This window comes from Streptomyces sp. NPDC002265, assembly GCF_040296125.1.
GTDB lineage: Bacteria > Actinomycetota > Actinomycetes > Streptomycetales > Streptomycetaceae > Streptomyces.
Genome location: NZ_JBEOWS010000123.1, coordinates 1 through 24,677, shown reverse-complemented (window position 1 = coordinate 24,677; position 24,677 = coordinate 1). Strand labels below are relative to the sequence as shown.

Here is a 24,677-nt window from a genome sequence, read left to right as displayed (position 1 = left end):
GTCCGCACAGGACGGCGGGCCGAGCTCGGCCCCCGGGCTGCGGCACGCCGGTGTCGGGATCACCCGTCCGCCCGGTCCGGCGGGACATCGGCCCGCCTGCCTGGTCAGGCTGGACCCGTCCGGCGGGAGGGGGCGGTCATACGGTCCCGCCTCACTGATTGGAGCACTCATGCGCGGCCACTCTCGGCGTGCCCTCGGCAAGATCTTCCTGCTCGTCGCCCTGCTCGGGCTGACGGTCCCGACGGCGACGGCTTCCGCCTCCACCTCCGCCCGGGTCATCCACCAGCGCACCGTTGAGCTCGCCCTGAACGGCACCCTGCAGACCACTCCGGAGCCGGTCGACATCAGCGGACGTATCCGCATCACCGTCCTCACGGTGGCCAACGCGGGCGGCGGCGGGACCGCCACCATCACCAGTCAGCTGCGCAACACCACCGGCATCGGACGCAGTACCGGCGGCCACTACCGCTTCGTCGGCAGCGACCGCAGCATCGTCGCCTGGCCGCCCGACCCGATCAGCCCGCTGAACGTCTTCCCGCGCTTCCTGAAGATCTCCCCGCCGGGGTCGTTCGTCCCGCCCAACCCGATCCGGCCCGTCCACGTCCACACGACGGTCCTCTCGGACGGCAGCATCGACAGCATCTCCGCCGACCTCCCCGAATCCGGTCCCGACGCCTGAGGTCAGGCTCTCCGCGCTCGACGGCGAGGCCGGTGGTCGCGCCGGTCACCGACCCGTCGTACGCCTTCGCCATCGCCGCGGCCCTGTCGTGCGTCCGGCGATGCCGCCGAACGGCGTGGCGCCGTCCCGGCACCCTGTGCGCCACGCCGCCTGAACTGGCACGGGGCAGACGTTCAGGATGTGTTCAGGCCGGCGCTGCGACGGTCGTCGATCGCGATCGTCTCGGCACGGTCGCTCACGTGGCAGGGCGCACCCCCAGCGCGGGGCGAGCGCCCTGCCGTACGACACACAAGGAGCCCCCCACCTTGCAGCAGCCGAAAGTCCTCACCGACCTCGATGTCGCGGGTCCGACCGCCTCGGTGATGAAGAAACTGCCCGAAGTCACCCTCGCGTTCTGGATCATGAAGGTCGCCGCGACGACGCTGGGCGAGACCGCCGGAGACCTCTTCTCCCAGACCCTGAAACTCGGCTACTTCCTCACGACGGTCGCCCTGTTCCTGATCTTCGTGGTGACGCTGGTCGTCCAGCTCCGCTCCAGCCGCTACAACCCGTTCTTCTACTGGACGGTGATCCTGTCGACCAGCATGGCCGGCACCACCATGTCCGACTTCATGAACCGCGACGCCAGCTCCAAGTATCTCTCCGTGGGCGCCACTTCACTTGGCTGGGGACCGCAGGGCCTGGGCCTCGGCTACCCGTCCGGCGCGGCGATCCTGCTGTCGGTCCTGGTGGTCATCTTCGCGATCTGGCGGCTGAGCGGGATGACCTTCCAGATCCGCGACATCGTCACGTTCCGCGGGGAGGCCCTGTTCTGGTCGGCGATCCTCGTCTCCAACACGCTGGGCACCTCGATGGGCGACTTCCTCTCGGACAGCTCCGGCCTCGGCTATGCCGGCGGCGCGCTGCTGGTGACCGGGGCGCTCGCCGTCCTGGTGGCGCTGATGAAGGTGCCCGTGGTGCCGAACGTGCTCCTGTTCTGGCTCGCGTTCGTCCTCACCCGCCCGCTCGGCGCGACGGCGGGCGACCTCCTCACCAAGCCGGCCGCCAAGGGTGGGCTGGACCTGGGCACCGCCGGCTCCTCGGCCGTCCTGCTGGCGGTCCTGCTCGGCCTCATGGCCTACGCGCTCGTCCGGGAACGCGCGGCTGCCGCCTCGTAGCCGACGCAGCCGCGCGCTGTTCAGGCTTGCTCGGCGGTGGGAACCGCGGGCCTGAAGCCCTTGACGAGCATGTAGGTGCCGACAGCCAGTTCCCAGGCGGCGATGGGCAGGGCCGCGAGGAACGACCAGGTGGAGAGCTGGTCGTTGTGGCCGAAGAAGGTCGCGATGCCGGACGTCAGGAGCACCGGGGCTCCGATGAAGCCCAGGACGGGAATGAGGCGTGGCACCAGCCGGGAACGGTACAGCAGCGTGCCGAACAGCAGGGCGTTGATGCAGGCCATGAAGCCGGGGCCGAGCAGGAAGGTCCAGTCGCGGACGGCCACCAGCGCCCTCCCGGTGGTGACCAGTGTCGCCGCGTCCTGACCGGTCGCGCCGGTCAGGTCCTGGCGCAGGGTGATCACGGACAGCAGGCTCACCACGCCGATCAGGATGACGGCGGCCTCGACCAGGCGTGATGTGACAAAGCCCAGGGCCAGTGCCTCGCCGGCCCGTTTGACGACGGGGAAGACCGCGACGGCGGTGCCGATGCAGGCCAGGGCGCTGATCAGGTCGAGCAGACACCCCCACAGCACACGGGTGTCGTCGCCTGCGCCGGTGATGTAGTCGGCGTGGTCCAGGACGGGGGCGATCAGCAGGAGTGCGGGGATGGATGCCACGAAGGTGATCAGGTAGAACGCTCCGGCCGCGCGGGCGTGGTTCCTCGTCCGCTCGGTCCGTGCGTGTGCGGCAGGGGCCGTCGGCAGGGTGCTGGTCATGTCAGTCTCCGGGTTCTGGGTTCGCGGATGTGCGGGGTGGGCGCGTCGTCGGGTCGTCCTCCCGTGGGCCCGTCTCCACCCGGGCGACCGAGACCATCGGGAGGCCGGTGTCACGCAGCCTGTGCAGCAGGCCGTGCAGTGCCGCCTGGTCCACGACGGGACCCTGGAGAAGGGTTGTCCCGTCGCTGTCGGTCGTGAGGGTCATGCCGTCGAACCGGGTCGCCCAGCGGGGGTCGAGACGGCCCTGCAGGCGGATCTCGTACCAGCTGGGACGACGGTCCTGAGGACCGGTCGTGGGAGTGCTCATGACGCTCCTCGGGCCTTGCGGGTCAGGAAGCCGACTGCAAGGTCTCAAGCAGTGTGGTGAGCGGTCGTCACCAGATGTGGTGACCGTGGTGGTGATGGCGCGGCCGGGTCTTCCGGAGGCCCTTCTCCGGCCTTTCAGCGGCCGGGTGCGCGGGGGATGAGGTCGAGGCGCGCGGCCACCCGGACCGCTTCCCGCCGGCTGTTGACCCCGAGCTTGGTGTAGATGTGCCTGGTGTGCGTGCGCAGGGTGTTCAGGGACACATGGAGCCGGCGGGCGATGTCCGGGCCGGCGAGCTCACCAGCGAGCAGTCGCAGCACCTCCGACTCGCGCTCGCTCAACGGCTCGACGAGCGCGTGCCGCGTGGCCGCGGACGTCGTACCCGTCGCCTCGCCGGTGGCGCCACCGGTCCGGTGGGCCGCCTCCAGGAGCCGGCGCGGGTACGCCCAGCCGGGCCGCTGCCGCACGACAGTGGTGAGCAGTGCGGTCAGCGGCGGTCCGTCGTCGGCGAAGACGCGGACATGGCCTTGCGGTTCGGCCAGGGTCAGGGCCCGCTCCAGGGCGGCGAGGGCGGCGGCGGAGTCGCCGTGGGCGTCATGGACCCGTGCCAGCAGTACGAGGATCTCGATGACGGCGGCGCTGCGTCCGCCGGCCTCGGCGGCCGTCAGGAGCCGCTGGAGGAAGGGGGCGGCGGTGCCGAGCGCGGATCCGGAAGGCTCCGCCGTGTGGGCGGCGAGCAGGATGCGGGCCAGGGTGATGTGCTCGTACTCGCGTACGTACGACAGCTCGTCGTCCGTGGTCAGGCCCTGCCGGCGGGCCCAGTCACGGGCCTCGCCCAGGTCGCCGTGGGTGAGCAGCAGCCGTACCCGGGTGGCCGGGACCGGTCGTACGTCCGGGGAGAGGTCACCGGTGTAGACGCGCTCCGCTTCCTCCAGCAGGTCCAGGGCGCCGGCCTGATCGCCCTCGGCGTCCAGGATCCGGGCCTGAGCGACCCTCCACCGGTAGGGGTGCTGCGGCAGTCCGGCGAGCTCACCGAGTTCCCGCGCTCGTTGCAGATGTCCGGTCGCGGCCGCCGCGTCTCCGCGTTCCCAGGCGATCTGGCACAGCCCGACATACATGTCCGAGCTGCCGCGCAGGGTGTCCGGTGCCTCGGCGGCCAGCCGCAGGGCCCGTTCGTAGGTGCGTTGCGCGTCGGTCAGCCGGCCCTGAGTGATGCGGATGTCGGCCAGCGTGATGGAGCAGCCCAGCACGTCCGCGACATACCCGGCCCGCAGCAGGCCCTCGACGGCGGCGGAGTAGGACGCGTGGGCGGCGTCCAGGTCGCCGCTGCCCCAACTGGCGAGCCCCGACAGGGCCGCCGCCGCGGCCCGGATCACGTGGTCGTCCGCGGCCGCCCGGTCGATGGCCCGCCGTGCGTGGAGCAGGGTCGCGGACGAGTCGCCTCGCGCCAGGGAAAGGGCCGAGCGGTACATCTCGATCGCGCCGGGCAGCCGGGCCAGCGCACTCCGGTCACCAACGACCGGTTCGGCCGCCGGGCCTGCCCGTCCGCAGTCGTCGAGCAGCCGCTCGGCGCCGTCCAGACGGTCCTCGACCCCCTCGAACTCGCCGCGCGTCATGAGCGCGCCGACCAGACCCACGGCGAGCACCGGGCGCACGCGCACGACGTCGTCCGGGAGATCCTTGATCCAGCCGCAGATGGTGGCTTCCTGCCGGTCGCGCTGCAACGCGGGGATCGCGCGTTCGACGAGGTCGGCTGCCCGGTCGACGTCTCCCGCCTCGAGTGCGTGGCCGACCGCGGGCACCGGCTCGCCTGCGTCGGCGTACCACTGGCCGGCCCGGCGGTGCAGGCTCGCGACCTCGTCGGGCCGTTCGTCGGCCAGATGTGTGCGCAGGACGTCCGCGAAGAGATGGTGATAGCGGTACCAGCGGCGCCTGTCGTCGAGTCTGTCGACGAACAGATTGGCCCGGTCGAGGACTTCGAGCATGGCCCTGCCGTCCTGACGTCCGGTGACGGCGTCGCACAGCGGGCCGTGCAGGCGGTTGAGGACGGACGTCCGGAGCAGGAAGTCGCGCACGTCGTCGCTCTGGCGTCCGAGGACCTCTTCGACCAAGTAGTCGACGACATAACGGTCGTCACCCGCGAAGCCCGCCACGAAATCGGAGACGTCCTCGCGTCCGCGGAGCGAGAGCGCCGCCAGCTTCAGCGCGGCGATCCAGCCCTCGGTACGCTGCTCCAGCGCCTCGACGTCCGCGGCGATCAGTTTCAGCCCGACGGCCTCGTCGAGGTAGGCCGCCGTCTCGTCGGCGGTGAAGCGGAGGTCGGCGGCGCGCAGTTCGACCAGTTCGCCGCGGGCTCGAAGCCGGGCGAGCGGCAGCGCCGGGTCGGCGCGGGTGCAGATCACCAGGTGCACCTGCGGCGGGAGGTGTTCGAGCAGGAACGTCATGCCCGTCCGGATGTCCGGAGTGTCGGCGAGATGGTAGTCGTCGAGGATCAGATCGAGCGGGTCGCTCAGGGCACCGAGTTCGTTGAGCACGGTGGCCAGGACGGTCTCGACCGACGTCGGGGCCGACTGCAACAGCGGCAGCGCGCCGGCGCCCACACCGGGCGCGGCGCGCTGGAGGGCGGTGACCAAGTAGGTCCAGAACGAAGCGGGTTGGCTGTCGCGGGCGTCGAGTGACAGCCAGGCAGCGCTCCGCCGGCCGACGGCTGCGCCCGCCAGCCACTCGGCGACCGCCGTGGTCTTCCCGAAGCCGGCCGGGGCCGACACAAGGGTCATCCTCGACTTCGACCCTCGGCTGAGGAGTTCGCCCAGGCGGGGGCGCGCCACCACGCCCTGCCGTATCCGGGGGCGGTACAGCTTGGTCTCGATCAGGGGGCTTGCCACAAGAGGTCCCCTCCCGCGTGTTCGAGCCGGTGCACACGAAAGTACGGCATCCCGCCCTGGCGGCCCACCGCCGACAGCAGAAGACCCCGCCCCGCGGAACACGGGACAGGGTCTTCACAGAGCGCCGGGCAGGCCTTGCACCTGCATTTCCCCGCAGGAAGCGGGACGTCTTTCCTTGGACCACCAACGCATCGCGGACCGGCGCGCCTTCCGCCGACCAGCTCAAGATCGATACTAGCAGGTGAGACGTGAACAGCCCAGGTCGGCGAGGGAGCCTCACCGCTGCCCGGCCTGCGGCCCGGCCGGACGGCGGCGGCGCGCCGGGCCCCTGCGGGGACCCGACACGCCGTTGTGTCCTCATCGCCGTGCCCGGCCGGCGTGTTCAGCCGACCGGACGCGGTGTGCGGTGCGCGGGGTCAGCGACGGTCGTTCCCGTGTCCGCGGTGGTCGCCGTGACGGTGGTCGTCACCGTGTCCGCGGTGGTCACCGTGACGACGGTCGTCTCCGTGGTGGCGGTAGTCGCCGTGACGGTAGTCGCCGTCGTGGCGGTAGTCGCCGTGGTGGCGGTAGCGGCCCCAGGACTCGTCGTCGACGAAGCGGCCGCGGTCGTCGCGCAGGGTGATGGTGCCGCGGTAGTTGTCCCAGGCGTGGTCGCGGCGGTCCTGGTACAGGTCGGTGCGGGTGTCACGGCCCTGACCGGTGTGGATACGGACCGTGTCGCGACCGCCGAGACGGTAGTGGTGGAAGACGTAGGTACGGCCGACGTTGTCGCGCAGGGTCCAGCCGTCGAGGTTGACGGTCCGGCGCGTGCTGTTGGTCAGCTCGACCCATTCCTTGTTCAGCGAGCGGTCGGAACGCACGTCACGCCCGGGGGAATCGGCCTGCACGGCCGTGATCTCCACCAGCGGCTCGTGCCGGACCATTCCGGCCGCGGACGCCGGCAGCGCCGCCACACCCACCATGGCGCCCGCCGCCAGCGCGGCGGCGGCCAGACGGCGAGGAGAGATCCAGCGGGCGGTGACAGAGACAGAAGTGGACATGAAGTCCCCCTGACGGTGCGGGCGCCGGCCCGTGAGCGGCCGTGCGGGCCGCCGGGGCACCGGCGCGATGTACGAGGTCGCGGCCCCTTTTGCAGCCGCACGCACACTCTGTCCGTAATGCACCGCCTTCGGACGGAAAACCGGCTGCTGTTACACGTTGACCACATTTCCGTGACTCTTGGATGCATTACCCATGTATGTTCCGGGTGTTCGTCCCTGGCACCCCGTCAGGCCGCCCGTCCCGTGCAGGCGTTGGGGAACGCCGATCGACCGCCGCCCCGCGCCGTGCCGGGACCGAGCAGGCCGTCACCCGAAAGTGAGTAACGGCCTTCCGCTCACCGTGACGTGACCCCGGGCGAGGCGGCCGCGCACCCTCACCGGCCGAGCCGGTCCAGTGCGGCCTGGACTCCGTCGAGGAAGACCTCCAGCGCACCCGGGTAGGCGCTGGTGCTCATGGTCCGCGCCAGGGTGTGCGCGGATTCGGCGATGCGGGGATACCGGTCGGGGGGCAGACAGGCGTACGTCCCCTGCCAGGCCGCGCGGTCGGCCGCACCGGCCTCCGTGGGGAGCGCGTGGGCGGCCGCGTCGATGGCGGCGAAGCCCAGCGCGAAGTCGATGAACCGGTGGTAGTACCGGGCCGCGTCCTCCGGTCCGAAGCCGGCGTCGCGCAGGATGCCCAGACCGATCTCGACCCCTCGTATCTCGTTGGGACGGCGGGTGACACGGGAGGCCGTCAGCACCGCGACCTGGGGATGGGCGGTGTACGTGCGGTGCAGGTCCGTACCGATACGGCGCAGGTCCACGCGCCAGTCGCCGGTGATCCGCACATCCTTGAGGCTCATCCCGATCAGTTCGTCCGCGACCGCGAGGACGAGATCGTCGGTGCTGCGGAAATAGCGGTACAGCGCGGAGGGGTCGGCCCCCAGGGCGATGCCCAGACGCCGCACGCTCAGCGCGTCGTTGCCCGGCTGCTCCAGCAGGCGGATCGCCGTCTGCACGATCAGTTCCTGGCTGAGCACGGTGCCCGTCCGCGTCGTGCGGCGCCGCCGTCCGGCCGCGAGCCGGTCGGCGGGGGCCACGTCGTCCGTGCCGTCGAAGGTGCTCACCCGGGCTCCGATCTCTGGGGGACGTGCGGCAGGTCTTCCTGCGACCTTCCCGCGGATTCTTATGACAACTTGATTGACCTAAAAAGTCCAGAGCCGTGGTTTGGCGACGGGCGGGCTGGTTACCTCGGGACCGTCAGGACCGTCCCCGCCGCAGGCAAGCCGCTCCGCGTGCGGGGGACCCATGCTGCGGCCGTGCCGGTCGAGCGCCGCCGGTCCGCAGCCGTTCGAGGAGGTACGTCGTCGATGACCCGGCCGACCCGCCCCCCGCCCGTGCGCGGCATGTCCACGGGCGTGCTGCTCCCCCTCATGACCGTGGCCGCGGCCCACATCGGACCTGCCGCCACCTGGCTCCCCGGGCTGCGGCACCGGTTCTTCCCCGGACTGGCCGGCCTCGGCCGCCCGAACCACATCGCCCTGACCTTCGACGACGGACCCGACCCCGGCTCCACCCCGTGGTTCCTGGATGCCCTGGACGACCTCGGTGTCCGGGCCACCTTCTTCCTGCTGGGCGAGAGCGCGGTGCGGTATCCGGCGCTCGTCCGCGAGATGGCCGGGCGCGGCCACGAGCTCGCCGTCCACGGCTGGACGCACGACCGCCCCTGGCTGCCGTCGCCCGCCCGCGACCGACGCGAGGTCATGCTCTCCGTGGAGGCGTTGTACGGCCTCGCGGGGCAACGCCCGCGCTGGTACCGCCCGCCCTTCGGGATCCTGACCTCCGGACGCTGGGCGGCCGCGCACCGGGCGGGGCTGCGAACGGTCCTGTGGAGCGCCTGGGGGAAGGACTGGACGGAGGACGCCACTGCCGTCTCGGTACGGGCGCGGGTCGGCGCCGATCTACGGGCCGGCGGCACGGTCCTCCTGCACGATTCCGACCGCGTCGCGGCGCCGGACTGCTGGCGCTCCACCCTGGCGGCGCTCCCGGACATCGTGAACGGCTGTCACGCGGCGGGGCTGGCGGTGGGACCGCTCGCCGAGCACTGCCCGGTGGGACGCAGCCGCGGTGCCGCCGCCGGGATTTCCGGCCGGGGCTCAGGGTGAACACCGTCGACCCGGCCGGGCGATCACTCGCGCGAGCAGGTCGTCCCGGAACACCGCCCTTCCCGCCGCGATGCGTCGATCCCGCTCCGGGCCCGGTGCGGTCAGGCGGTCGAGCGACCCGAGCAGGCCGGTAGCGTCGGCCGCGAAGTCGCACAGCCCGAGGGCGGCCATCCGCCGTACCCCTTCCGCCCCGTGCCCGGGCAGCGGCCGGTACCCGACCACGGGCACACCGGCCGCCAGCGCCTGGACGGCGGTCTGCCCGGCGGCGTTGTCCACCAGCGCGGCGCAGGCCCGCAACAGCCGGGGCATGTCCGTCACCCAGCCGGGCGCGAGCACACCCGGTGTACGGGACAGCGCCCGGCGCAACCGCTCATTGCGTCCGCTGAGCACGACCGGCAGGAAACCTCGCGCGGCGAGCAGCCGAGCCGTGTCGGGCAGATGTGAGCCGACGCCCCAGGCGCCGGCCGACACCAGCACCGCGGGGCGCCCGGCCCCACGGCTCGCCAGATGTTCGCGCCAGGTGGGCGCCTCTGTGTCTCCTGCGTCACCGAAGAAGCGCGGGTCCACCACCGGGCCGACCGTCTCCGCCGCTCCGCCCAGCCACCGGCGCACCTGGCGGGCGCCGTCGTCCGAGACGCACAGATGGAGATCGTTGCCGGGATGCAGCCACTGCCGGTGCACCGCGAAGTCGACGATCATCACGGTGCTGGGCACGCGCAGCACACCGGCGGCCCTCAGCTCCCCCGTCAGCTGTGCCGCCAGATGGAAGACCGGTACCACCACGTCGGGGCGCGACCGGCGCACGGATGTCATGAAGGCGTCGGCGGCGAGCCGGGCCAGGGGGGTGCCGGCCGGGCGACGGCCGGCGCCGAGCCTGAAGAACAGCTCGTAGATGCCCTCGTAGGCCCACGGGGCGCCTCGGACGCAGGCCCCGTAGAACCCGCGCAGTCCCGCCCCCAGACCGCAGGGCAGCAGCGCGAGCACGTCGACGACGTGCGCCTGCTTTCCCTCGGCACGGACGCGACGGGCGAGCTCGGCCGCCACACTGTCGTGCCCGGCTCCCATGCCGGCGCTGACCAGCAGCACCCGTTCGGCTTCCGGCGCCGAGGCCGCCTCATGGCGAGCGGACGGGTGAACAGCCATGAATCCTCGAAATTCGGCCGCACTGGACTTTAGGTTCCGTCGGCGGGCGACAGGCACGAGCCGGTCCCGCACGGGTACCGGCATTTCATTCTCACCCCCCGGTGACGCAGCGGCCAGCCTGCCGGTGCGCAGGGCGCGGTCTCGGTGCCGCGAGTCCAAGAACATGCGGCGCCGCTGCCACCCCTCGCCCGAGGCGATCGCCGAGGTCACGAGCCTGCCCGCGCCCGGCGGGACCCGCTGCCGGCCGTCCGTCGACCGCCGGTGAAGTCCGCTTTGTCCATGCCGGTGTGCCAAGGTGAAAGGACGTCCATGAGCGGGAGCGGCGGCAGCGGAGGCCTGGATGCCCTCGCACCGGCTCCGAGGAGGCACTGCCGAAGAAGCTTCGTCCGGTCCACCAGTGCAGCGAGGTCCGCCCATGTCTCACGCCCCTCACCACACAGACGGGACAGCCACGGCTGTGCCCGCGCCCGGCTCGGCCCCGGCAGCGCACCCGCGCACCACGCACCGGGCAACCCGCTTGCGCGGCTCGGCCCTGGTGACAGGCGCCTCTTCCGGTATCGGTGCGGCCGTCGCCCGTCGGCTGGCCGCCGAGGGCGGCTGGCACATGGTCCTCAACGGACGCGACCCCACCCGGCTGAACCGGGTGGCCGCACAGGCGTCGGCCGTGGCCTTCCCCGCGGACCTCACCCGCCCGCACACCGACCGGCTCCTGTGCGACTTCGTCCTCGACCAGGTCGGCAGGCCCGACCTGCTGGTGGCCTGTGCCGGGGTGGGCTGGGCGGGCGACTTCACGACCATGCCCAGTTCCGCCATCGAGGAGGTCGTCGCCGTGGACCTGCTCTCCACCCTGCATCTCGTACGGCAGTTCGTGCCCCACATGACGCAGGCGAACTCGGGACGCATCGTGCTGATCGGCTCCGTGGCCGGCAGCGTCGCCGTACGCGAAGAGGCCGTGTACTCCGCGGTCAAGGCCGCGCTCGGCGTCTTCGCCGACGCCTTGCGGTACGAACTGCGCGCCACCGGCGTGGGCGTCAGCCATGTGATCCCGGGTGTGGTGGACACTCCCTTCTTCGCCCGCCGCGGGGTCCCCTACCTGCGGTCCCGGCCCCGGCCGGTGGCCCCGGAGCGGGTGGCCGACGCGGTCTGGAGCGCCGTACGACGCGGTCGCGACGAGGTGTACGTGCCGGGCTGGCTCCGGCTGCCCGCCCGGGTGCGGGGCGGGGCGCCGGGGCTGTACCGGTGCCTCGCCGCCAGATTCGGATGAGGAGCCCGTGGGAGCGCTCACGGTCGTCCTCGCCCTGCTGGCGGCGCTGTGCAACGCCTCGGCCTCGGTCCTGCAACGCCGGGCCGCCGCCGAGGAGTCCGACAGCCGGGGCGGTGCGCGGCACGCCGTGCGGTGGCTGACGCGCGTGCTGCAACGGCCGCACTGGCTCGCCGGCTTCGGTCTGCTGATCCTGTCCACCGTGTTCCAGGCCTGGGCCCTCGCCGTGGGCAGCCTGTCCGTCGTCCAGCCGCTGCTGGCCAGTGAGCTCCTGTTCACGCTGGTGGTGGGCAGCCTGGTGTTCCACCGCCGCCCTGATCTGCGTACCTGGTCGGCGTTCACCTCTCTCGGAGTCGGGCTGGCCCTCTTCCTCACCGCGGCCTCCCCTTCCGCCGGGCGCACGACCGCATCCGACGGTTCCTGGCTGACGGCCGGGGGTGTCGTGCTCGCCGTGGTGGTGGCCCTCGTGCTGGCGAGCCGTCCGACGCGGGGCGGCCCGCGAGCTGCGCTGCTGGGCCTGGCGGCCGCGATGTCGTTCGCGATGACCGCCGCGCTGCTCAAGGAGGTCGTGGGACGGCGGGACCAGGGGCCGGCAGGCGTGTTCACCCACTGGTCGCTGTGGGCGACGGCCGTCATCGGTCTGGTCAGTTTCGTGCTGCTGCAGGCCGCCTTCCGCGCCGGATCGCTGACGGCGTCGCAGCCCGCCCTCACCCTGGGTGACGCCATCACGAGCGTCGCCCTGGGATGGGCGCTGTTCGCGGAGCACATCGAACTCGGTGCGCGCCTCGTACCCGAGATCATCGGCATCCTGCTCATCGGCGCGGGCAGTTTCGGCCTGGCGGCCGCGCCCTCCGTCGGCGCCGCCTGGGACACGGTCCCCCACGGCACCTCGGATACCCACCCGGCACAACGCCACCAGCCGCGCTGAGGGGACCGACGGCACCGCACCCCACGAAGGCCCGGTACGGGTCCGCCGGGTCTGCGCACCAGCAGCAACGACGGATCAGCCTGATCCTGCGGGAGGGGAATCAGGTGGACCCGGCCGGGGCGGCCAGGACTTCGGGTTCCTGGTGTGCGGGCTCCCGCAGGGCGGTGGAGAGCAGCACGGCCAGCACCGGGACGGTGGCGAGCACGATGAGGGCGCCTCGGGGGCCGTGATGGGTGGCGACGATGCCCAGCAGCGGCATGAACAGTCCGCCGGCGCTGACCGCGAGACCGAGGGTGACACCCGCCGCGGTCCCGGGGCGGCTGGGCAGATAGTCCTGGCCGAGCTTGATGAGCACCGCGAACGGGATGTTGGAGACGAGCCCCACCAGCAACGCCAGCGGCAGCGCCGCGTACTTGTCGTCGCACACCAGCATGAGCCACAGGACGGGCAGCATGGCCGCGTTCCCGATCTGCACGGTGCGCACCATGCCGACCCGGTCGGCCAGCCGGCCACCGAGCAGCGTGCCGAGCACGCCACCGCCGAGTTCCAGCGTCAGCGCCGTGCCGCCCAGCCCGCTGCTCGCCTCCAGATGGCGGATCCAGTACAGCGAGATGAACGTGTTCAGCCCGGTCGAGATCGTGGAGCGCACGACCTCGACCGCGGTGAGAGCCGCGAACAGCCACGGCCGGTCCGCGCCCTGACGCTGTACCTTCCTGACCGCCGCGCCCGCCGTGCGCTGGTGGTGACGCAGCAGGACGAAGCCCATGAGCACGGCAGGAGGGATGAACAGGACTGTCGCACCGACCCCGAGGCCGTCCAGAGCCGGGGTCACCAGCGCCGGGCCCACGAAGAAGCCCACACTGCCGCCCGCGGCGAAGTAACTCATCGCGGTGGCACTGCCTCCGGCCGCGCGGCGCGCGTCCCGCCCCGCCGGCGGATGGAACATCGCGATACCGAAACCGGCCATCAGCAGCAGCACGAACACCAGCGGATAGGAGGGCGCGAGCCCCGACAGGCCGGCCCCGATCCCCGCGAGGCTGATCCCCAGCGGCGACATCCACCGCAGCCGGTACCGGTCGGCCAGCAGCCCGATCGGCACCTGCGGCAGCGCGCTGCCCAGGGTGGCGGCCAGGGCGAGCCCGGAGGCCTGGACATAGCTGAAGTCGCGTTGCAGCACGAAGTAGGGGACGGCGGCGGGCACCAGTCCCTGGTAGAAGTCGTCGACGGCATGGGCGCCGGCCCAGATCCGCATCCGGCGCCAGGGTCCTTGCTCCGACCGGTCACCGGCCTCACGCGCCGTGCGTGTTTCCTGTATCGCTGTCACGGCTCCAAGATGCTCAACGGCACCTCAGGCGCGCTTCCCGTATTCTGCCTACCCATGTCGAAGATCCGCCACATGCCCGTCGCGCCCACCAAGACCGAGGCCCACGGCGGCGGCGACACGATCGAACGGCACCGCCACGACGACCACCAGCTGATCTACGTCAGCTCCGGAGTCCTCGCCATCTCCACGGAACACGGGTCCTGGATCGCCTCCAACGACCGAGCCCTGTGGATCCCGGCGAACACCTGGCACGAACACCGCTTCTACGGCCAGAGCCGCTTCCACGCCATCGGCTTCCCCGCCCGGGGCACGGCGGCCCTGCTCGACACCGAGCGCCCCACGGTCATCGCCGTCGACGCCCTCGTACGCGAACTCCTCATCGCGCTCACCGGCACCGCCCTCACGCGGACCGAGGGCCGCCACATGGAAGCGGTGCTGCGCGACCGGCTGCGCCGCGTCACCGCCCAGCCAGTCGCCGTGCCCTCCGCCCGTGACCGACGACTGGCCGACGCCTGCCGTCTGGTCGAGGAGAACCTGCGCCGGCCCTGCACCCTCGCCGAGCTCGCCGACCACGTACACACAGGTGAACGCACCCTCTCGCGTCTGTACCGCGACGAATTCGGCATGACCTTCCCTCAGTGGCGCACCCGCGCCCGGGTCTTCAACGCGATGGTCATGCTCGCCGAGGGCGCCTCGGTCACCGACACCGCGCACGCCTGCGGCTGGGCGACGACCAGCGCGTTCGTCCACACCTTCGCCCAGACCATGGGCACCACCCCCGGCGCCTACCGCGCAGGCGTGCACGCCTCACCGGCACCCTCCGCCGGCACGACCGCATGACAGCCGGGTCGGCCGTCCCGGCCGGGTCCGGTGACGGCCCGGCAGCCCTACGCCCTGGGTGGCGCGGTGGTCCGCTCCCGGCGAGAAGGCGTACGCCGGTCTGCTCGCCGCCGGCGGTCACCGGGACACCTTCGAGGTGAAGTCCATGGCCTTCGGCCTCGGGAGCCACGGCGGCGAGAGCGAGGCGGGCAGGCAGTCGTGCCGGCGCCTCGATCGCACCTGCCCGGCTCCCGCCTACCCCGGGAGCTCCGTACGCTCCCACCACTCGTACACGGGCAGCTTGCCGTGCTCGGTGTTCTGCTGACGCGTCGTGACCCTGAAGTGCTCGTATCCCCCGTTGAACGGGACCTTGATGTCGAGCCCCGACGCGGGAACCGAGACGATCCGTTCCGTGAGACCGTCGGGGCCGCCCTCAAGAACTGCTTGCGTGGTATCGGTCATGATCAGATTTTGTCCGCAGGTTCGACCGGCGCCTCCCGCGACGCGCCGAGGTGCCCGCGGCCGCCTTCGAATCGTGGCCGCCGCCCGCGGTACGCCCGCGGTACGCCCGCGGTACCGAAATCGGATGCCTCATCCGGGTCCCGGCATGCCAAGCTGTGCATTCCACTGCCAGATCCCAGGAGGTCCCCGTGACTACAGAGTCTCCATCCCAAGAGGGTGCGGAGCCGGCCGACACCGAATCTCCTGCCCTGGCCCCCGACGACGACGGTCAGTACGACCTGAAGGCCAAGTTCCGCGAGGCCCTGGCGCGCAAGCGCGCCCAGCAGTCGGACGCCGCCGAACTCGCCGCGAGCCCCGGGGCGTCGAAGGTACGCGGCACGCACGGCCCGGCGGCGAGCCAGCGCTCGTTCCGGCGCAAGAGCGGCGGCTGAGTTCCGCACCGGGCCACCGGTACAGGCCCGCAGGAACCGGCACGGCACCCATCGCGGGCGATGCCGCGCCGGTTCCTGCCGGGCGCGGAGGCTCTCCCCTCTCGTCCCACTGTCCTGGATCCGGTGGCGCACCGCTTTTTTGGGACACGCTTTACATGACGCATGGCAACTGGAACGTGGGCACTCGCTGTCTGAGAGGGAGTCGGGCCCGTCAGGGCCGAAGCGAGAGAGAGCGAGACAGGGCGTGCGACGGCGTAGGAGCGGCATAGGCATCTCACTCGTCACGGCTGCCGTGCTGGTGGGCACGAGTGCCTGCGGTGGGGGCGGCAGCGACAAGGCCGGCGGGGACGACGCGAAGGCATCGGGCACACCGCGCGCGAGTGCCAGTGCCAGTGCGTCGCCGACGAAGCCCGCGGGTCCGCCCATGCTGCTGGAGACGATCACCCCGCAGACGGGCACCACGGTCGGTGTGGCCATGCCGATCTCGGTGATCTTCACAAACTCGGTGGCGGCGAAGGCGCGGGCCACGGTGGAGAAGCACATGCAGGTGAGCGCCTCGCAGCCGGTGGCCGGAGCCTGGCACTGGTTCGGCGACCGGCGCGCCGACTGGCGGCCGCAGAACTACTGGCCTTCCGGTACGAAGGTGAAGATCGACGTCGACATGAAGGGTGTGAGCAACGGCAACGGACGCTACGGCGTACGCAGCTACACGCACTCCTTCACCATCGGCGACGACGTACGCGCGGACGTCTCGGTGACCGGCCACACCATGAAGGTGACCAGGAACGGCAAGCCGGTGCGCACCCTGTCGATCAACGCGGGCAGCGCCCAGTACCCGACGTGGAACGGCACGATGGCCGTCATCGACAAGCAGGAGAAGGTCCACATGACCTCCTGCAGCGTCGGCATCAGCTGCGACAAGGGCAGCCCCAACTACTACGACCTGACCCTGCCCTGGGACGTCCACCTGACCCAGTCCGGTACGTACGTGCACTACTCCACCGGCGACCCCAACCCGGGCAGCGGCAGTGCCCGCGGCTCGCACGGCTGCGTCCACCTGTCCCTGTCGGACGCCAAGTGGTTCTACGGCCAGGTCAAGCAGGGCGACCCGATCACCATCACCGGTTCGCCCCGCGCCAAGGCCTCGGCCGACAACGGCTACGCCTCGTTCAACCTGCCGTGGGACCAGTGGCTCGTGGGCAGCGCGTCCGGGCAGCAGACCACCGCCACGTTGTAGGACGCGGCCGTGGGGGCACGGCGGACGCACCCGCGCGGTGCTTCCTGATCACCCGTGCCCCGACCGCCGCCCCGTCACGGCCGGCCGCCGTCATGTCGCGGCCGGCCGTCGCCACGTCACGGCCGGCCGGAGTCCTCGCGCAGGTCGAGTCCCATCGGGTTGTCGAGCGGGATGTCGCCCTCTTGCAGCACGGCGCGGGTCAGCGGGCGCAGCAGCCGCAGGAGTTCACCGGTCTCCTCGGTGCCGAGCGCGTCGTAGGCGGTCGCCGCCAGCCGGTCGGTGCGTGCCTCGACCTCGGCGGTGACCTGTTGTCCGCGCCGGGACAGCCGCCCGTCCTCGATCAAGCCCCTCGCGGTCAGCGTGTCGCGTCGCTCGGTCCACTCGTCCTCGTCGAAGTCGCGGGCCACCGTGTAGACCTCGCGGGGGATCCCGCGTGCGGTGGCTTGCAGGACGTGCGATTCGCGGCCGCCGATCCCGGCGGCGGCCAGAGCCGCGACATGGCCGTCGCCGCGATGTTCCCGGAGCAGCGTCGCGGCCTGCCACAGCTGGGCGAGGGGTTCCTCGGGCACCGGCAGGGAGTGGTTGGCGGCGAAGAGCGCCCGGCCTTCGAGAGGTGCCGACCGGGCGGCGCGCATCGCGAGCTGTGCCGCCCGTGCCACCTCCGGGCCGTCGGCCGCTGGCCCGAGCGCCCGGCCGAGCGCGGCCACCGATCCCCGTAGCCGCGCGTGCAGGGCCTTTTCCGGCGGGGCGAAGCTCCACGCCGCAGGCAGGGCCCGGCTCACCCGCTCGTAGCTGAAGTTGTAGAACAGCGCGTGCACGACGTCGGCGCCTGCCGGGCCCAGCGGGGCGGCCCGGCCGGCGAAGTAGCCCATCCAGTAGCCGCGGTAGCCCATCGCCCTGAACTCCTCCACCGGCTCCGGGGCGAAGTACACGACTGCGTGGATCGGTTCGAGCAGCCGCCACAGGTCACGGGCGACGTCGGCGGGGTCCGGTATCGATGCTGGCGTTGTCATGCCACCGTTCTACGCCTGAACCGCGTTCAGCCGGAACAACTCCTTCGAGCGGTTTGCGCGGTGTTGAGGGAACTGTGCCGGTGTGCCCACGCGTCTGAGGCTCGCAGCGCCTGCGACGGCCTGTCCCGTGCTTGTGATCATTCCGGGAGAGTGGTGTATGAGCCGCCACAACCTCATGCCGACGGACCCGCAGCGGCTGGGCGCGTACTGGACGGCGGCCCGGCTGGGATCCGGCGGCCAGGGCGTGGTCTACGAGGCCTACGACGCCGCCGGACGGCGCGTCGCGGTGAAGGTGCTGCACTGGGACGCCGCCTCGGGGCCGGCGGCCCGGCGCCGGTTCGCCAAGGAGGTGACGGCGTCGCAGCGGGTGGCGTCGTTCTGCACGGCGAGAGTGCTGGAGGCCGATCCGGACGCCGAACGCCCCTACATCGTCAGTGAGTTCGTCGCCGGACCCGACCTGAGAGGGGCGGTGCGGGACTCCGGCCCGCTCCAGGGCGACGATCTCGTACGGCTGGCGACGGGGGTGGTCACCGCGCTGGCAGCGATTCACCGGGCCGGAGTCGTGCACCGGGATCTCAAGCCCGGCAATGTGCTGCTCGGCCCGGACGGGCCCCGGGTCATCGACTTCGGTATCGCCCGTACCCCGGAGATGACGCTGACCGAGACCGGCCAGGTCATGGGCACCTTCGGCTACATCGCGCCCGAGACGCTGCGGGGGCTGCGCGCGGACACCGCGGCGGATGTGTTCGCGTGGGGGGCGGTGGTGCTGTTCGCCGCCACCGGAAGGGAACCGTTCCGGGGTGCGAACCTCGGGGAGGTGGTGGTCCGAGCCCTGGAGCACCAGCCCGACCTGAGCGTGCTGCCCGAGCCGTTGCGGTCCCTGGTGCGGGAGGCGCTGGCCAAGCGGCCCGAGGACCGGCCCACGGCGGCCGCGGTCCTGCTGCGGCTGCTCGGCGGCGGCTACGACGACCAGCAGGCGCTGCGGGCCGGTGCCGGTGCCGCGGCCCTGGTCCGCGGCTTCGGCGAGGCGGCGCGGGCGACCGTGCCCTCGCTGGGCGCGGCGGCCGCGGCCGCCTACGACGGCCTGCCGCCCGCGGTCCGGGCCACGGCCCGTGAGGTCTGGCTCCGGCTGGTGGTCCCGGGCACCGCACCGGACGGATCCCATGACACCGTACGCGCCGCCGACGAGGACGAACTGCTGTCGGAGCGGTCCTCGGGCGAGCAGGCGGCCGTACGGGAGACGATCGCCGCGTTCGCCGACGCGGGTGTCCTGCTGCACGAGGCGGCCACGGTCCGGCCGGCCGCCGCGGCGGTGCTGCGGGCCTGGCCGCGGCTGCGGGAGTGGGTGGCGGCCGACCGCGAGGGGCTGCGTCTGCACCGGCGGCTGGGGGACGCCGCCCGCGCCTGGGACCGGCACCGGCGTCGGCCCGACGACCTGGCCCGCGGCACCGCCCTGCGCAACGCCCTCGACTGGGCCGCCACCGCCCCCGGCTGGCTGCGGCCGAATCCGCTGGAGAGCCGCTTCCTCGTCGCCAGCCGCAGCGCGGACGCCCGTCGCCTGCGCCGCCGCCGCACGACCCTGCTCGCCTCGGGCTGCCTGCTGGTCGTACTGGCCCTGGTGTTCGCGGCGCTGTGGCAGAAGTCCGCCGACGAGGAGCGGCTGGCCGACCGGCAGCACCGGGCGGCGACGGCGAAGGGGCTCGTGTTCCGTGCCGGGTCCCTCCAGGAGTCCGACCTCACCACCGCGTTACGGCTCGGCGTGGCCGCCCAGACCCTCGACCCGACACCGGAGAGCCGCTCCGGACTGGTCGACGCCCTCATGCAACGGCACGACGCCCTCTACCTGGACGGGCACACCGGATCCGTCACCCCTGCCCGCCCCGCGAGACGGAGCGACACCGTCGACGAGGTGGCGTTCGGCGCGGACGGCCGCACCGTCGCCACCGGCGGCACCGACGGGTCGTTCGTCCTGTGGGACGTCGGGAACCGGGTACGGCCGGTACGCATCTCCCGTACGGACGCGAAGTCCGGTGGCATACGGGCGCTGTCGTTCGGCCCGGACGGTCGGCTGCTGGCCACCGGCGGCGACGACGGCGATGTGCGGCTGTGGGACATCCGGCATCCCGCCACGCCGCACCGGCTGGCGACCCTGCCCGGTCACGGCCGGGTCGAGTCCGTGGCGGTCAGCCCCGACGGACGGACGCTGCTGGCCGGCACGAACGGGCGGTACGCCCGCCTGTGGGACATCGGCGACCCCGCGGATCCGCAACCACTCGGACGGCTCGAAGGCGGTGGCGACGGCCCCGTGCACGGCGTCGCCTATTCCGCCGACGGCCGTCACGTCGTCGTCGACGGGGAGGGGGACGCTCCCTACGTCTACGACGTCTCGCAACCCGAACGCCCCCTGCGCCAAGGGTTCCTTCCCGGCAACGTCTTCGCCGCCGTCCTGTCCGTGGCCTTCGCTCCCGACGGGCACACGGTCGCCACCGCCTACGACAACGGCGACGTGATGCTGTGGGACCTGCGGCGCGCCCTCGACATGAGCGACCAGAGCTCCCTCGCCTCGATCACCGTGCACTCCGGACCGGTGCGCGACGTGGCCTTCAGCCACGACGGCGAGACCCTGGCGACGGCGGGGCGGGACGGGCTGGTGTGCCTGTGGGACGTCACCAGGCCGGCGGAGCCGCAGCGTGTGGTGACGTTCACGGGTCACGGTGCCGGCGTGAGTTCGGTCGATTTCAGCCCCGACGACCAGACCGTCGTCACCGGCGGCGACGGCGGGGTGGCCGCGCTGTGGGACGGCACACCGCGGATCACCGGCCACGCCACGACCGTTCTCGCGCAGCCGCGGGGCGAGGTGAAGACCATCGTGTTCGGCTCGTCCGGGCAGACCCTCGCCCTCTTGCACCAGGACGACGCGCCGACGGCGGAACTGCGCGACGTGAGCGTTCCGGCCCGGCCCCGGCACCTGGCGGACCTGGCCGTCGGCACGCCCTGGATCGTGTCCGCGGCGCGCTCCCCCGACGGCCGCCTGCTGGCGCTGGGGACGGGCGACCGGGCCACCCAGCTGTGGGACACCTCCGATCCCACGCGGCCCGTGCGGCTCGCCCGTCTGACGGGCCTGAAGGGGGTGGTCTCCTCGGTGGCGTTCCAGCCGCACGGACACGTGCTCGCCACCGCCACCGGCGAAGGCACGGAAGGCGACCGTTCGGCCGAGCTGTGGGACATCGCGGACCCACGCGCCCCGCGGCGGCTGGCGATCCTGCCCGACAGTCTCGTGAACTCCCTGACCTTCACCCCGGACGGACACGCCCTCGTGCTGACGGACTTCACCGAGGCGTTCCTCTGGGACGTCTCCTCAGCCGGACACCCGCGCCGGCTCGCCGCCTTCGACGGTGACCCGGAATCCATGCAGGGGTCGGCCGTCAGCCCCGACGGGCGCACCGTCGCCGTCGCGGAGAGCGCGAAGCAGCGGGTGGTGCTCTACGACATCGCGGACCGGGCACGGCCCCGGCGGCTCGCGACCCTGCCGAGCACCACCGCCTCCGGCACCAGCGCCCTCGCCTTCAGTCCGACGGACGCGATGCTCGCCACGGGCGACGGGGAGGGCGCGGTCGTCCTGTGGGACACCACGGAGCGCACCGCGCCGCGCCGGCTCACGAAGCTGTCGGGCATCCGCTCGATGGTCACCGCGCTCGCGTTCGCGCCGGACGGCCGTCGGCTGGCGGGCACGGAGTGGGGCGCCGAGGTGTCCGCCGGCCGGGGCGTCGTGTGGGACGTGAGCCGGATCGCCGCCATCGTCACGCACCCCGCCGAGCGGGCGTGCGACCTTGCCGGGCGGGGTCTCGACGCACAGGAATGGTCCCGTTACACGGACGGTCTGCCCTTCCGGAACACCTGCGCCCGGCGCTGAGCGGGAAATCCGGCTCCTGGGTGGGGCTACCAATAATGTCGGCGGCCGCCGACGGCGTGACCGGCCGCTCCCAGAATCCAGAGAATGACACCCACGACCAGGAGAATGACCCCGATCGTCCAGAGGATCGATATTCCTGTCAGGAATCCGACGACGAGGAGAATGATGCCGAGGATGAGCATGGTGTCCTGCATTCCGCTTGACGTTGCACAACAGGGGTAGGTGGTGATGATGGCCCGCGACCTGTGAGGTCGCAGATCAAAGGAGCGTTTCCATGATTCTCATCCTTGGCCTCGTCGTTCTGGCTCTGGCCGCTGTCGTCGGGCTGACGGGAGTTTTCGGCAATATCGGTGCCGGACACAGTCTCGGAGCGGGCGGCGACTTCTCGATTTTCGGCTACCACGCGACTTCCTCGACCGGGTCCCTCTTTCTGAGCGGAATAATCGTGGGAGCCGTGGGTTTCCTGGGCCTGGCCCTGGTTCTGATCGGCGCCCGCCATTCGGCCCGTCGCTCCTCACACACCCGCCGGGTACCCCGCCTGTCCCGCCACAAGGCCTCCACCGTCGGCTGACAGCAGCCGCAGCACCCTTGCGCCCTCGGACCACCGCATCAGGAGCCCGGGGGCGTTGCGGTGTGGTCCGGGTGGCCCGGGGTGCGGCGGACCGTCTTGAAGTGGGCCTCCAGGAGGTGGTCGCGGCCCTCCGCCAGTTCCTCGACGATCCGGTGTTCCATCGCGGCGAAGGGCCGGTAGTAGGTGGAGTTGTAGGCCTCGACGATCTGGAAGGTCCAGCATCCCGGGACGACGTTCCGGCCGACGAGTTCACTCTCGACCAGTGCGGCCTGCTCCTCGTGGCCCGCCTCGCGCAGGAGCCGGACCGCGTAGTCCAGTTCGAAGTCCGCCGTCCCGGTCAGCTGGTGGAATCCGTACAGATGGCCGCGGGCCCGCTCCGTGGTCTCCAGTGCCTTCGACAGCGCGCCCAGGGCGCGCACCGTCTTCTCGTCGACACCGGGGGGCACTTGGTGGTCCTGGTCCAGCTCGCGATCGTTCTCCATGGTGGTCCTCTGCCCGGGAGGTGCCCTGCCCAGCGGCCGAATGGGCCGTGCGGCGTACACCGGACTCACCCGTCGGCGGCCGTCGGGCCCGCCGCCGTCGCGTGCCGTCCCGATTCCCAGGTGTCCGGTATGGAGCGGACATCGGGGGTACCCGCCGGACAGCCGGGACGGAGGATCCACCACTGTGCCGTCCCCCATTGACCGGAGGAGTTGTTTTTCGCGTGACTGAGCATGTGTGGAACTACCAGCCGACCGCCGGCCGTCTGGCGGGTGCGGACCTGACGGGCTACAAGGTCGAGGCGACCGACGGCAGCATCGGGAAGGTCGACAAGCACTCCGACGAGGTCGGTGACGCCTACCTGGTGGTCGACACCGGCGTATGGATCTTCGGCAAGGAGGTCATGCTGCCCGCGAGCACCGTGGTCAGCATCGACCCCGACGAGGAGAAGGTCCTGGTCGACCTGACCAAGGAGCAGATCAAGAACGCTCCCGAGTTCCACCGGGACAAGCACCTCGGCGACCCGGGATACCGGGACGAGCTGGGCGCCTACTACAGCACTCCGTACGGTGGCCCCTTCGCCTGACCTCGCCACGCACCACTCTGGTCCCGGCGCCCCTCGGGGTGCCGGGACCAGAGACGTCCGCACGTACGGCCCCACAGGCGCCCGAGCAGCGCGAGCGAAGCCGCGACCGTCCGCTCAAGATCGCCCGAGGGAGCAGGCCGACGTACCACCCTGCCTCTTCCCGGCCGGGCGACTTCCCCCCACACCGGCCGGGATCTTTCCCGGGCCGGCAGTCACGCGTGGGCCACGACCTCGCCGGCCGTGACGCGGGGAGGGTTGGGGAGCAGCGGCGCGAGGTGGTCCCGTACGAAGTCCGCAGCCCGCGAGTTCGACTCGTCGGCGCCGGACCGGTCCTGGAAGACGCTGGTCGAGACCATCACTCCGTTCCCGGCGTCGATCCAGTAATAGGCCACGAAGCCCGGAACCTGGCGCATGAGCGGCACGAACCCCTCGTCCACCAGGCGTGCGGCCTCGGCCGGATCGGTCACCCCTTCGTACCGCCGGACTGCTGCGTACATCGCCAAGCTCCTCACGGCGTGCCGGGTTCGTCCTCTGCCTGGACCTCGTACCCCCGCGACGGCCGGCCGGGCTCCTGAGGCACCCGGCAATCACCCGGAAGGCCGCCGCGGGCGATCCGAACGGCGGCCGTCGGCCCTGACACGCGGCGCCACGCACGTCCGCCACGTAGGGACATCGACGCGCACCTTGCTCTACCTATCGAGTTTCGATAGATTCCCATCGTAACTCGATTGAAGGATGGGTCATGGGAAAGCTGACAGTGCAGGCGCTGCGCGCCGTGCTCGCGGTGGTGCTCGCCGGCACCGTGCTCGTACAGGCCGGGATGGTGTGGGTGTTGGTCAGCGGGAACGACCCGGAGGACGGGTCGATACCGCTGACCGCGTTTCGCGTGATCACGATCCTTGGCATGATGTCGGCCCAGGTCGCCCTGGTCAGCGTCTGGCGGCTGGTGGCGATGGTGCGACGCGGAACCGTGTTCTCCCACGCCGCCTTCCGGTACGTGGACGCCGTGATCGGCTCGATCGTGGCGATCGCCCTCCTGTGGTTCGCGGTCACGGCCGTCAACGCGCCGGGGCAGCGGGAGGACCCCGGCGTCACCGTCATCATGGGCGGGATCGGCCTGGCCATCCTGGGGGTCGCGCTCATCGTGCTCGTCCTGCGGATGCTGCTCGCCCAGGCCGTCGCCCGCGACGTCGAGGCAACACGGATGCAGGCCGAGTTGGACGAGGTGATCTGATGCCGATCGCCGTCGACATCGACGTGATGCTGGCCCGGCGGAAGATGTCCGTGGGCGAGCTCGCGGACCGGGTGGGGATCACACCCGCCAACCTGGCGGTCCTCAAGAACGGCCGCGCCAAGGCGGTGCGCTTCGCGACCCTCGCCGCGCTCTGCGAGGTGCTCGAGTGCCAGCCCGGCGACCTGCTGCGCTGGGAGACCGAGGGCGCCGACGCCGTAGGCGGCTGAGGGACTCGGGTCGAGCTTTCCCTCATTGAGTCCTGATTCACACAGCACGGCACCGAGGGCCCGGGCCTCGGGTCGCACCCCGCG

Annotated in this window: 25 protein-coding genes; 13 read left to right on the top strand and 12 right to left on the bottom strand. The window is 71.9% G+C overall.

Features of this window, described 5'->3' with window-relative positions:
- Nucleotides 1-169 precede the first annotated feature (169 nt).
- Together ABT085_RS22005 and ABT085_RS22000 are read left to right on the top strand one after the other, a co-directional pair.
- Nucleotides 170-679: a hypothetical protein gene (locus ABT085_RS22005; RefSeq protein WP_351610351.1), complete on the top strand. Its 510-nt coding sequence runs from the start codon at nt 170-172 to the stop codon at nt 677-679.
- Nucleotides 680-984: 305 nt separating this feature from the next.
- Complete coding sequence (locus ABT085_RS22000) at nt 985-1,836, top strand: COG4705 family protein (RefSeq protein WP_351610348.1); 852 nt, start codon at nt 985-987, stop codon at nt 1,834-1,836.
- A 20-nt stretch (nt 1,837-1,856) separates the two neighbouring features.
- On the opposite strand, the gene ABT085_RS21995 is transcribed toward ABT085_RS22000, so the two are convergent.
- The 5 genes from ABT085_RS21995 to ABT085_RS21975 form a co-directional block, all read right to left on the bottom strand.
- Complete coding sequence (locus ABT085_RS21995; protein ID WP_351610346.1) at nt 1,857-2,591, bottom strand: DUF4386 domain-containing protein; 735 nt, start codon at nt 2,589-2,591, stop codon at nt 1,857-1,859.
- Between the two features lies 1 nt (nt 2,592).
- Nucleotides 2,593-2,898, bottom strand: coding sequence for a DUF8691 family protein (locus ABT085_RS21990; RefSeq protein WP_351610344.1), 306 nt, complete (start codon nt 2,896-2,898; stop codon nt 2,593-2,595).
- Nucleotides 2,899-3,032: 134 nt separating this feature from the next.
- On the bottom strand, nt 3,033-5,780 hold the full coding sequence (locus ABT085_RS21985; RefSeq protein ID WP_351610341.1) for a winged helix-turn-helix domain-containing protein: 2,748 nt from the start codon (nt 5,778-5,780) through the stop codon (nt 3,033-3,035).
- Nucleotides 5,781-6,196: 416 nt separating this feature from the next.
- On the bottom strand, nt 6,197-6,820 hold the full coding sequence (locus ABT085_RS21980) for a lamin tail domain-containing protein (RefSeq protein ID WP_351610339.1): 624 nt from the start codon (nt 6,818-6,820) through the stop codon (nt 6,197-6,199).
- A 374-nt stretch (nt 6,821-7,194) separates the two neighbouring features.
- A complete protein-coding gene (locus ABT085_RS21975) occupies nt 7,195-7,926 on the bottom strand; it encodes a TetR/AcrR family transcriptional regulator (RefSeq protein ID WP_351610336.1) in 732 nt (243 codons plus the stop codon).
- A gap of 243 nt (nt 7,927-8,169) precedes the next feature.
- Between ABT085_RS21975 and ABT085_RS21970 the strand changes: the two genes are divergently transcribed.
- Nucleotides 8,170-8,964, top strand: a complete 795-nt coding sequence (locus ABT085_RS21970) for a polysaccharide deacetylase family protein (protein ID WP_351610334.1) — start codon at nt 8,170-8,172, stop codon at nt 8,962-8,964.
- On the opposite strand, the gene ABT085_RS21965 is transcribed toward ABT085_RS21970, so the two are convergent.
- Complete coding sequence (locus tag ABT085_RS21965; protein ID WP_502982775.1) at nt 8,956-10,107, bottom strand: MGDG synthase family glycosyltransferase; 1,152 nt, start codon at nt 10,105-10,107, stop codon at nt 8,956-8,958. The genes ABT085_RS21970 and ABT085_RS21965 overlap by 9 nt on opposite strands.
- Before the next feature lie 415 nt (nt 10,108-10,522).
- On the opposite strand from ABT085_RS21965, the gene ABT085_RS21960 reads away from it, so the two are divergent.
- Both ABT085_RS21960 and ABT085_RS21955 read left to right on the top strand, forming a co-directional pair.
- On the top strand, nt 10,523-11,371 hold the full coding sequence (locus ABT085_RS21960; RefSeq protein ID WP_502982774.1) for an SDR family NAD(P)-dependent oxidoreductase: 849 nt from the start codon (nt 10,523-10,525) through the stop codon (nt 11,369-11,371).
- A 7-nt stretch (nt 11,372-11,378) separates the two neighbouring features.
- Nucleotides 11,379-12,296: a DMT family transporter gene (locus ABT085_RS21955; RefSeq protein ID WP_351610329.1), complete on the top strand. Its 918-nt coding sequence runs from the start codon at nt 11,379-11,381 to the stop codon at nt 12,294-12,296.
- A 100-nt stretch (nt 12,297-12,396) separates the two neighbouring features.
- Here ABT085_RS21955 and ABT085_RS21950 read toward each other — a convergent pair whose 3' ends face one another.
- Entirely contained in the window at nt 12,397-13,548 is a 1,152-nt protein-coding gene (locus ABT085_RS21950; RefSeq protein ID WP_351610326.1) for an MFS transporter, read from the bottom strand.
- Between the two features lie 126 nt (nt 13,549-13,674).
- Between ABT085_RS21950 and ABT085_RS21945 the strand changes: the two genes are divergently transcribed.
- Nucleotides 13,675-14,460 carry an AraC family transcriptional regulator gene (locus ABT085_RS21945; protein ID WP_351610323.1) on the top strand — a complete coding sequence of 262 codons (786 nt, stop codon included), beginning with the start codon at nt 13,675-13,677 and terminating at the stop codon, nt 14,458-14,460.
- 234 nt (nt 14,461-14,694) lie between these two features.
- On the opposite strand, the gene ABT085_RS21940 is transcribed toward ABT085_RS21945, so the two are convergent.
- A complete protein-coding gene (locus ABT085_RS21940; protein ID WP_351610321.1) occupies nt 14,695-14,901 on the bottom strand; it encodes a DUF5988 family protein in 207 nt (68 codons plus the stop codon).
- A gap of 188 nt (nt 14,902-15,089) precedes the next feature.
- Here ABT085_RS21940 and ABT085_RS21935 point away from each other — a divergent pair, with 188 nt between their 5' ends.
- Together ABT085_RS21935 and ABT085_RS21930 are read left to right on the top strand one after the other, a co-directional pair.
- On the top strand, nt 15,090-15,332 hold the full coding sequence (locus tag ABT085_RS21935) for a DUF5302 domain-containing protein (RefSeq protein WP_351610319.1): 243 nt from the start codon (nt 15,090-15,092) through the stop codon (nt 15,330-15,332).
- A 244-nt stretch (nt 15,333-15,576) separates the two neighbouring features.
- Nucleotides 15,577-16,569, top strand: coding sequence for a L,D-transpeptidase (locus ABT085_RS21930; RefSeq protein WP_351610316.1), 993 nt, complete (start codon nt 15,577-15,579; stop codon nt 16,567-16,569).
- A 116-nt stretch (nt 16,570-16,685) separates the two neighbouring features.
- On the opposite strand, the gene ABT085_RS21925 is transcribed toward ABT085_RS21930, so the two are convergent.
- Nucleotides 16,686-17,582 (bottom strand): SCO6745 family protein, encoded by an 897-nt coding sequence (locus ABT085_RS21925; RefSeq protein ID WP_351610314.1) that lies wholly within the window; start codon nt 17,580-17,582, stop codon nt 16,686-16,688.
- 157 nt (nt 17,583-17,739) lie between these two features.
- On the opposite strand from ABT085_RS21925, the gene ABT085_RS21920 reads away from it, so the two are divergent.
- A complete protein-coding gene (locus ABT085_RS21920) occupies nt 17,740-21,495 on the top strand; it encodes a WD40 repeat domain-containing serine/threonine protein kinase (protein WP_351610311.1) in 3,756 nt (1,251 codons plus the stop codon).
- 26 nt (nt 21,496-21,521) lie between these two features.
- Here ABT085_RS21920 and ABT085_RS21915 read toward each other — a convergent pair whose 3' ends face one another.
- On the bottom strand, nt 21,522-21,677 hold the full coding sequence (locus ABT085_RS21915; RefSeq protein WP_351610354.1) for a DUF6131 family protein: 156 nt from the start codon (nt 21,675-21,677) through the stop codon (nt 21,522-21,524).
- 92 nt (nt 21,678-21,769) lie between these two features.
- On the opposite strand from ABT085_RS21915, the gene ABT085_RS21910 reads away from it, so the two are divergent.
- Complete coding sequence (locus ABT085_RS21910) at nt 21,770-22,066, top strand: hypothetical protein (protein WP_351610309.1); 297 nt, start codon at nt 21,770-21,772, stop codon at nt 22,064-22,066.
- A 38-nt stretch (nt 22,067-22,104) separates the two neighbouring features.
- Here ABT085_RS21910 and ABT085_RS21905 read toward each other — a convergent pair whose 3' ends face one another.
- Nucleotides 22,105-22,548, bottom strand: coding sequence for a hypothetical protein (locus tag ABT085_RS21905; protein WP_351610307.1), 444 nt, complete (start codon nt 22,546-22,548; stop codon nt 22,105-22,107).
- Between the two features lie 221 nt (nt 22,549-22,769).
- On the opposite strand from ABT085_RS21905, the gene ABT085_RS21900 reads away from it, so the two are divergent.
- Entirely contained in the window at nt 22,770-23,132 is a 363-nt protein-coding gene (locus ABT085_RS21900; RefSeq protein WP_351610299.1) for a PRC-barrel domain-containing protein, read from the top strand.
- A 212-nt stretch (nt 23,133-23,344) separates the two neighbouring features.
- On the opposite strand, the gene ABT085_RS21895 is transcribed toward ABT085_RS21900, so the two are convergent.
- On the bottom strand, nt 23,345-23,629 hold the full coding sequence (locus tag ABT085_RS21895) for a hypothetical protein (RefSeq protein WP_351610296.1): 285 nt from the start codon (nt 23,627-23,629) through the stop codon (nt 23,345-23,347).
- Nucleotides 23,630-23,874: 245 nt separating this feature from the next.
- Here ABT085_RS21895 and ABT085_RS21890 point away from each other — a divergent pair, with 245 nt between their 5' ends.
- Both ABT085_RS21890 and ABT085_RS21885 read left to right on the top strand, forming a co-directional pair.
- Complete coding sequence (locus ABT085_RS21890; protein ID WP_351610294.1) at nt 23,875-24,366, top strand: DUF2975 domain-containing protein; 492 nt, start codon at nt 23,875-23,877, stop codon at nt 24,364-24,366.
- Entirely contained in the window at nt 24,366-24,593 is a 228-nt protein-coding gene (locus tag ABT085_RS21885; RefSeq protein WP_351610291.1) for a helix-turn-helix domain-containing protein, read from the top strand. The genes ABT085_RS21890 and ABT085_RS21885 overlap by 1 nt, the downstream gene beginning before the upstream one ends.
- The last annotated feature ends 84 nt before the right edge of the window (nt 24,594-24,677 follow it).

Bases quoted from the DNA above. Each gene is read 5' to 3' on its own strand.
- ABT085_RS22005 (WP_351610351.1), top strand. From the start codon at position 170: ATGCGCGGCCACTCTCGGCGTGCCCTCGGCAAGATCTTCCTGCTCGTC.
- ABT085_RS21995 (WP_351610346.1), bottom strand. From the start codon at position 2,591: ATGACCAGCACCCTGCCGACGGCCCCTGCCGCACACGCACGGACCGAG.
- ABT085_RS21990 (WP_351610344.1), bottom strand. From the start codon at position 2,898: ATGAGCACTCCCACGACCGGTCCTCAGGACCGTCGTCCCAGCTGGTAC.
- ABT085_RS21980 (WP_351610339.1), bottom strand. From the start codon at position 6,820: ATGTCCACTTCTGTCTCTGTCACCGCCCGCTGGATCTCTCCTCGCCGT.
- ABT085_RS21970 (WP_351610334.1), top strand. From the start codon at position 8,170: ATGACCCGGCCGACCCGCCCCCCGCCCGTGCGCGGCATGTCCACGGGC.
- ABT085_RS21965 (WP_502982775.1), bottom strand. From the start codon at position 10,107: ATGGCTGTTCACCCGTCCGCTCGCCATGAGGCGGCCTCGGCGCCGGAA.
- ABT085_RS21960 (WP_502982774.1), top strand. From the start codon at position 10,523: ATGTCTCACGCCCCTCACCACACAGACGGGACAGCCACGGCTGTGCCC.
- ABT085_RS21950 (WP_351610326.1), bottom strand. From the start codon at position 13,548: ATGCGGATCTGGGCCGGCGCCCATGCCGTCGACGACTTCTACCAGGGA.
- ABT085_RS21945 (WP_351610323.1), top strand. From the start codon at position 13,675: ATGTCGAAGATCCGCCACATGCCCGTCGCGCCCACCAAGACCGAGGCC.
- ABT085_RS21940 (WP_351610321.1), bottom strand. From the start codon at position 14,901: ATGACCGATACCACGCAAGCAGTTCTTGAGGGCGGCCCCGACGGTCTC.
- ABT085_RS21925 (WP_351610314.1), bottom strand. From the start codon at position 17,582: ATGACAACGCCAGCATCGATACCGGACCCCGCCGACGTCGCCCGTGAC.
- ABT085_RS21920 (WP_351610311.1), top strand. From the start codon at position 17,740: ATGAGCCGCCACAACCTCATGCCGACGGACCCGCAGCGGCTGGGCGCG.
- ABT085_RS21915 (WP_351610354.1), bottom strand. From the start codon at position 21,677: ATGCTCATCCTCGGCATCATTCTCCTCGTCGTCGGATTCCTGACAGGA.
- ABT085_RS21910 (WP_351610309.1), top strand. From the start codon at position 21,770: ATGATTCTCATCCTTGGCCTCGTCGTTCTGGCTCTGGCCGCTGTCGTC.
- ABT085_RS21905 (WP_351610307.1), bottom strand. From the start codon at position 22,548: ATGGAGAACGATCGCGAGCTGGACCAGGACCACCAAGTGCCCCCCGGT.
- ABT085_RS21895 (WP_351610296.1), bottom strand. From the start codon at position 23,629: ATGTACGCAGCAGTCCGGCGGTACGAAGGGGTGACCGATCCGGCCGAG.
- ABT085_RS21890 (WP_351610294.1), top strand. From the start codon at position 23,875: ATGGGAAAGCTGACAGTGCAGGCGCTGCGCGCCGTGCTCGCGGTGGTG.
- ABT085_RS21885 (WP_351610291.1), top strand. From the start codon at position 24,366: ATGCCGATCGCCGTCGACATCGACGTGATGCTGGCCCGGCGGAAGATG.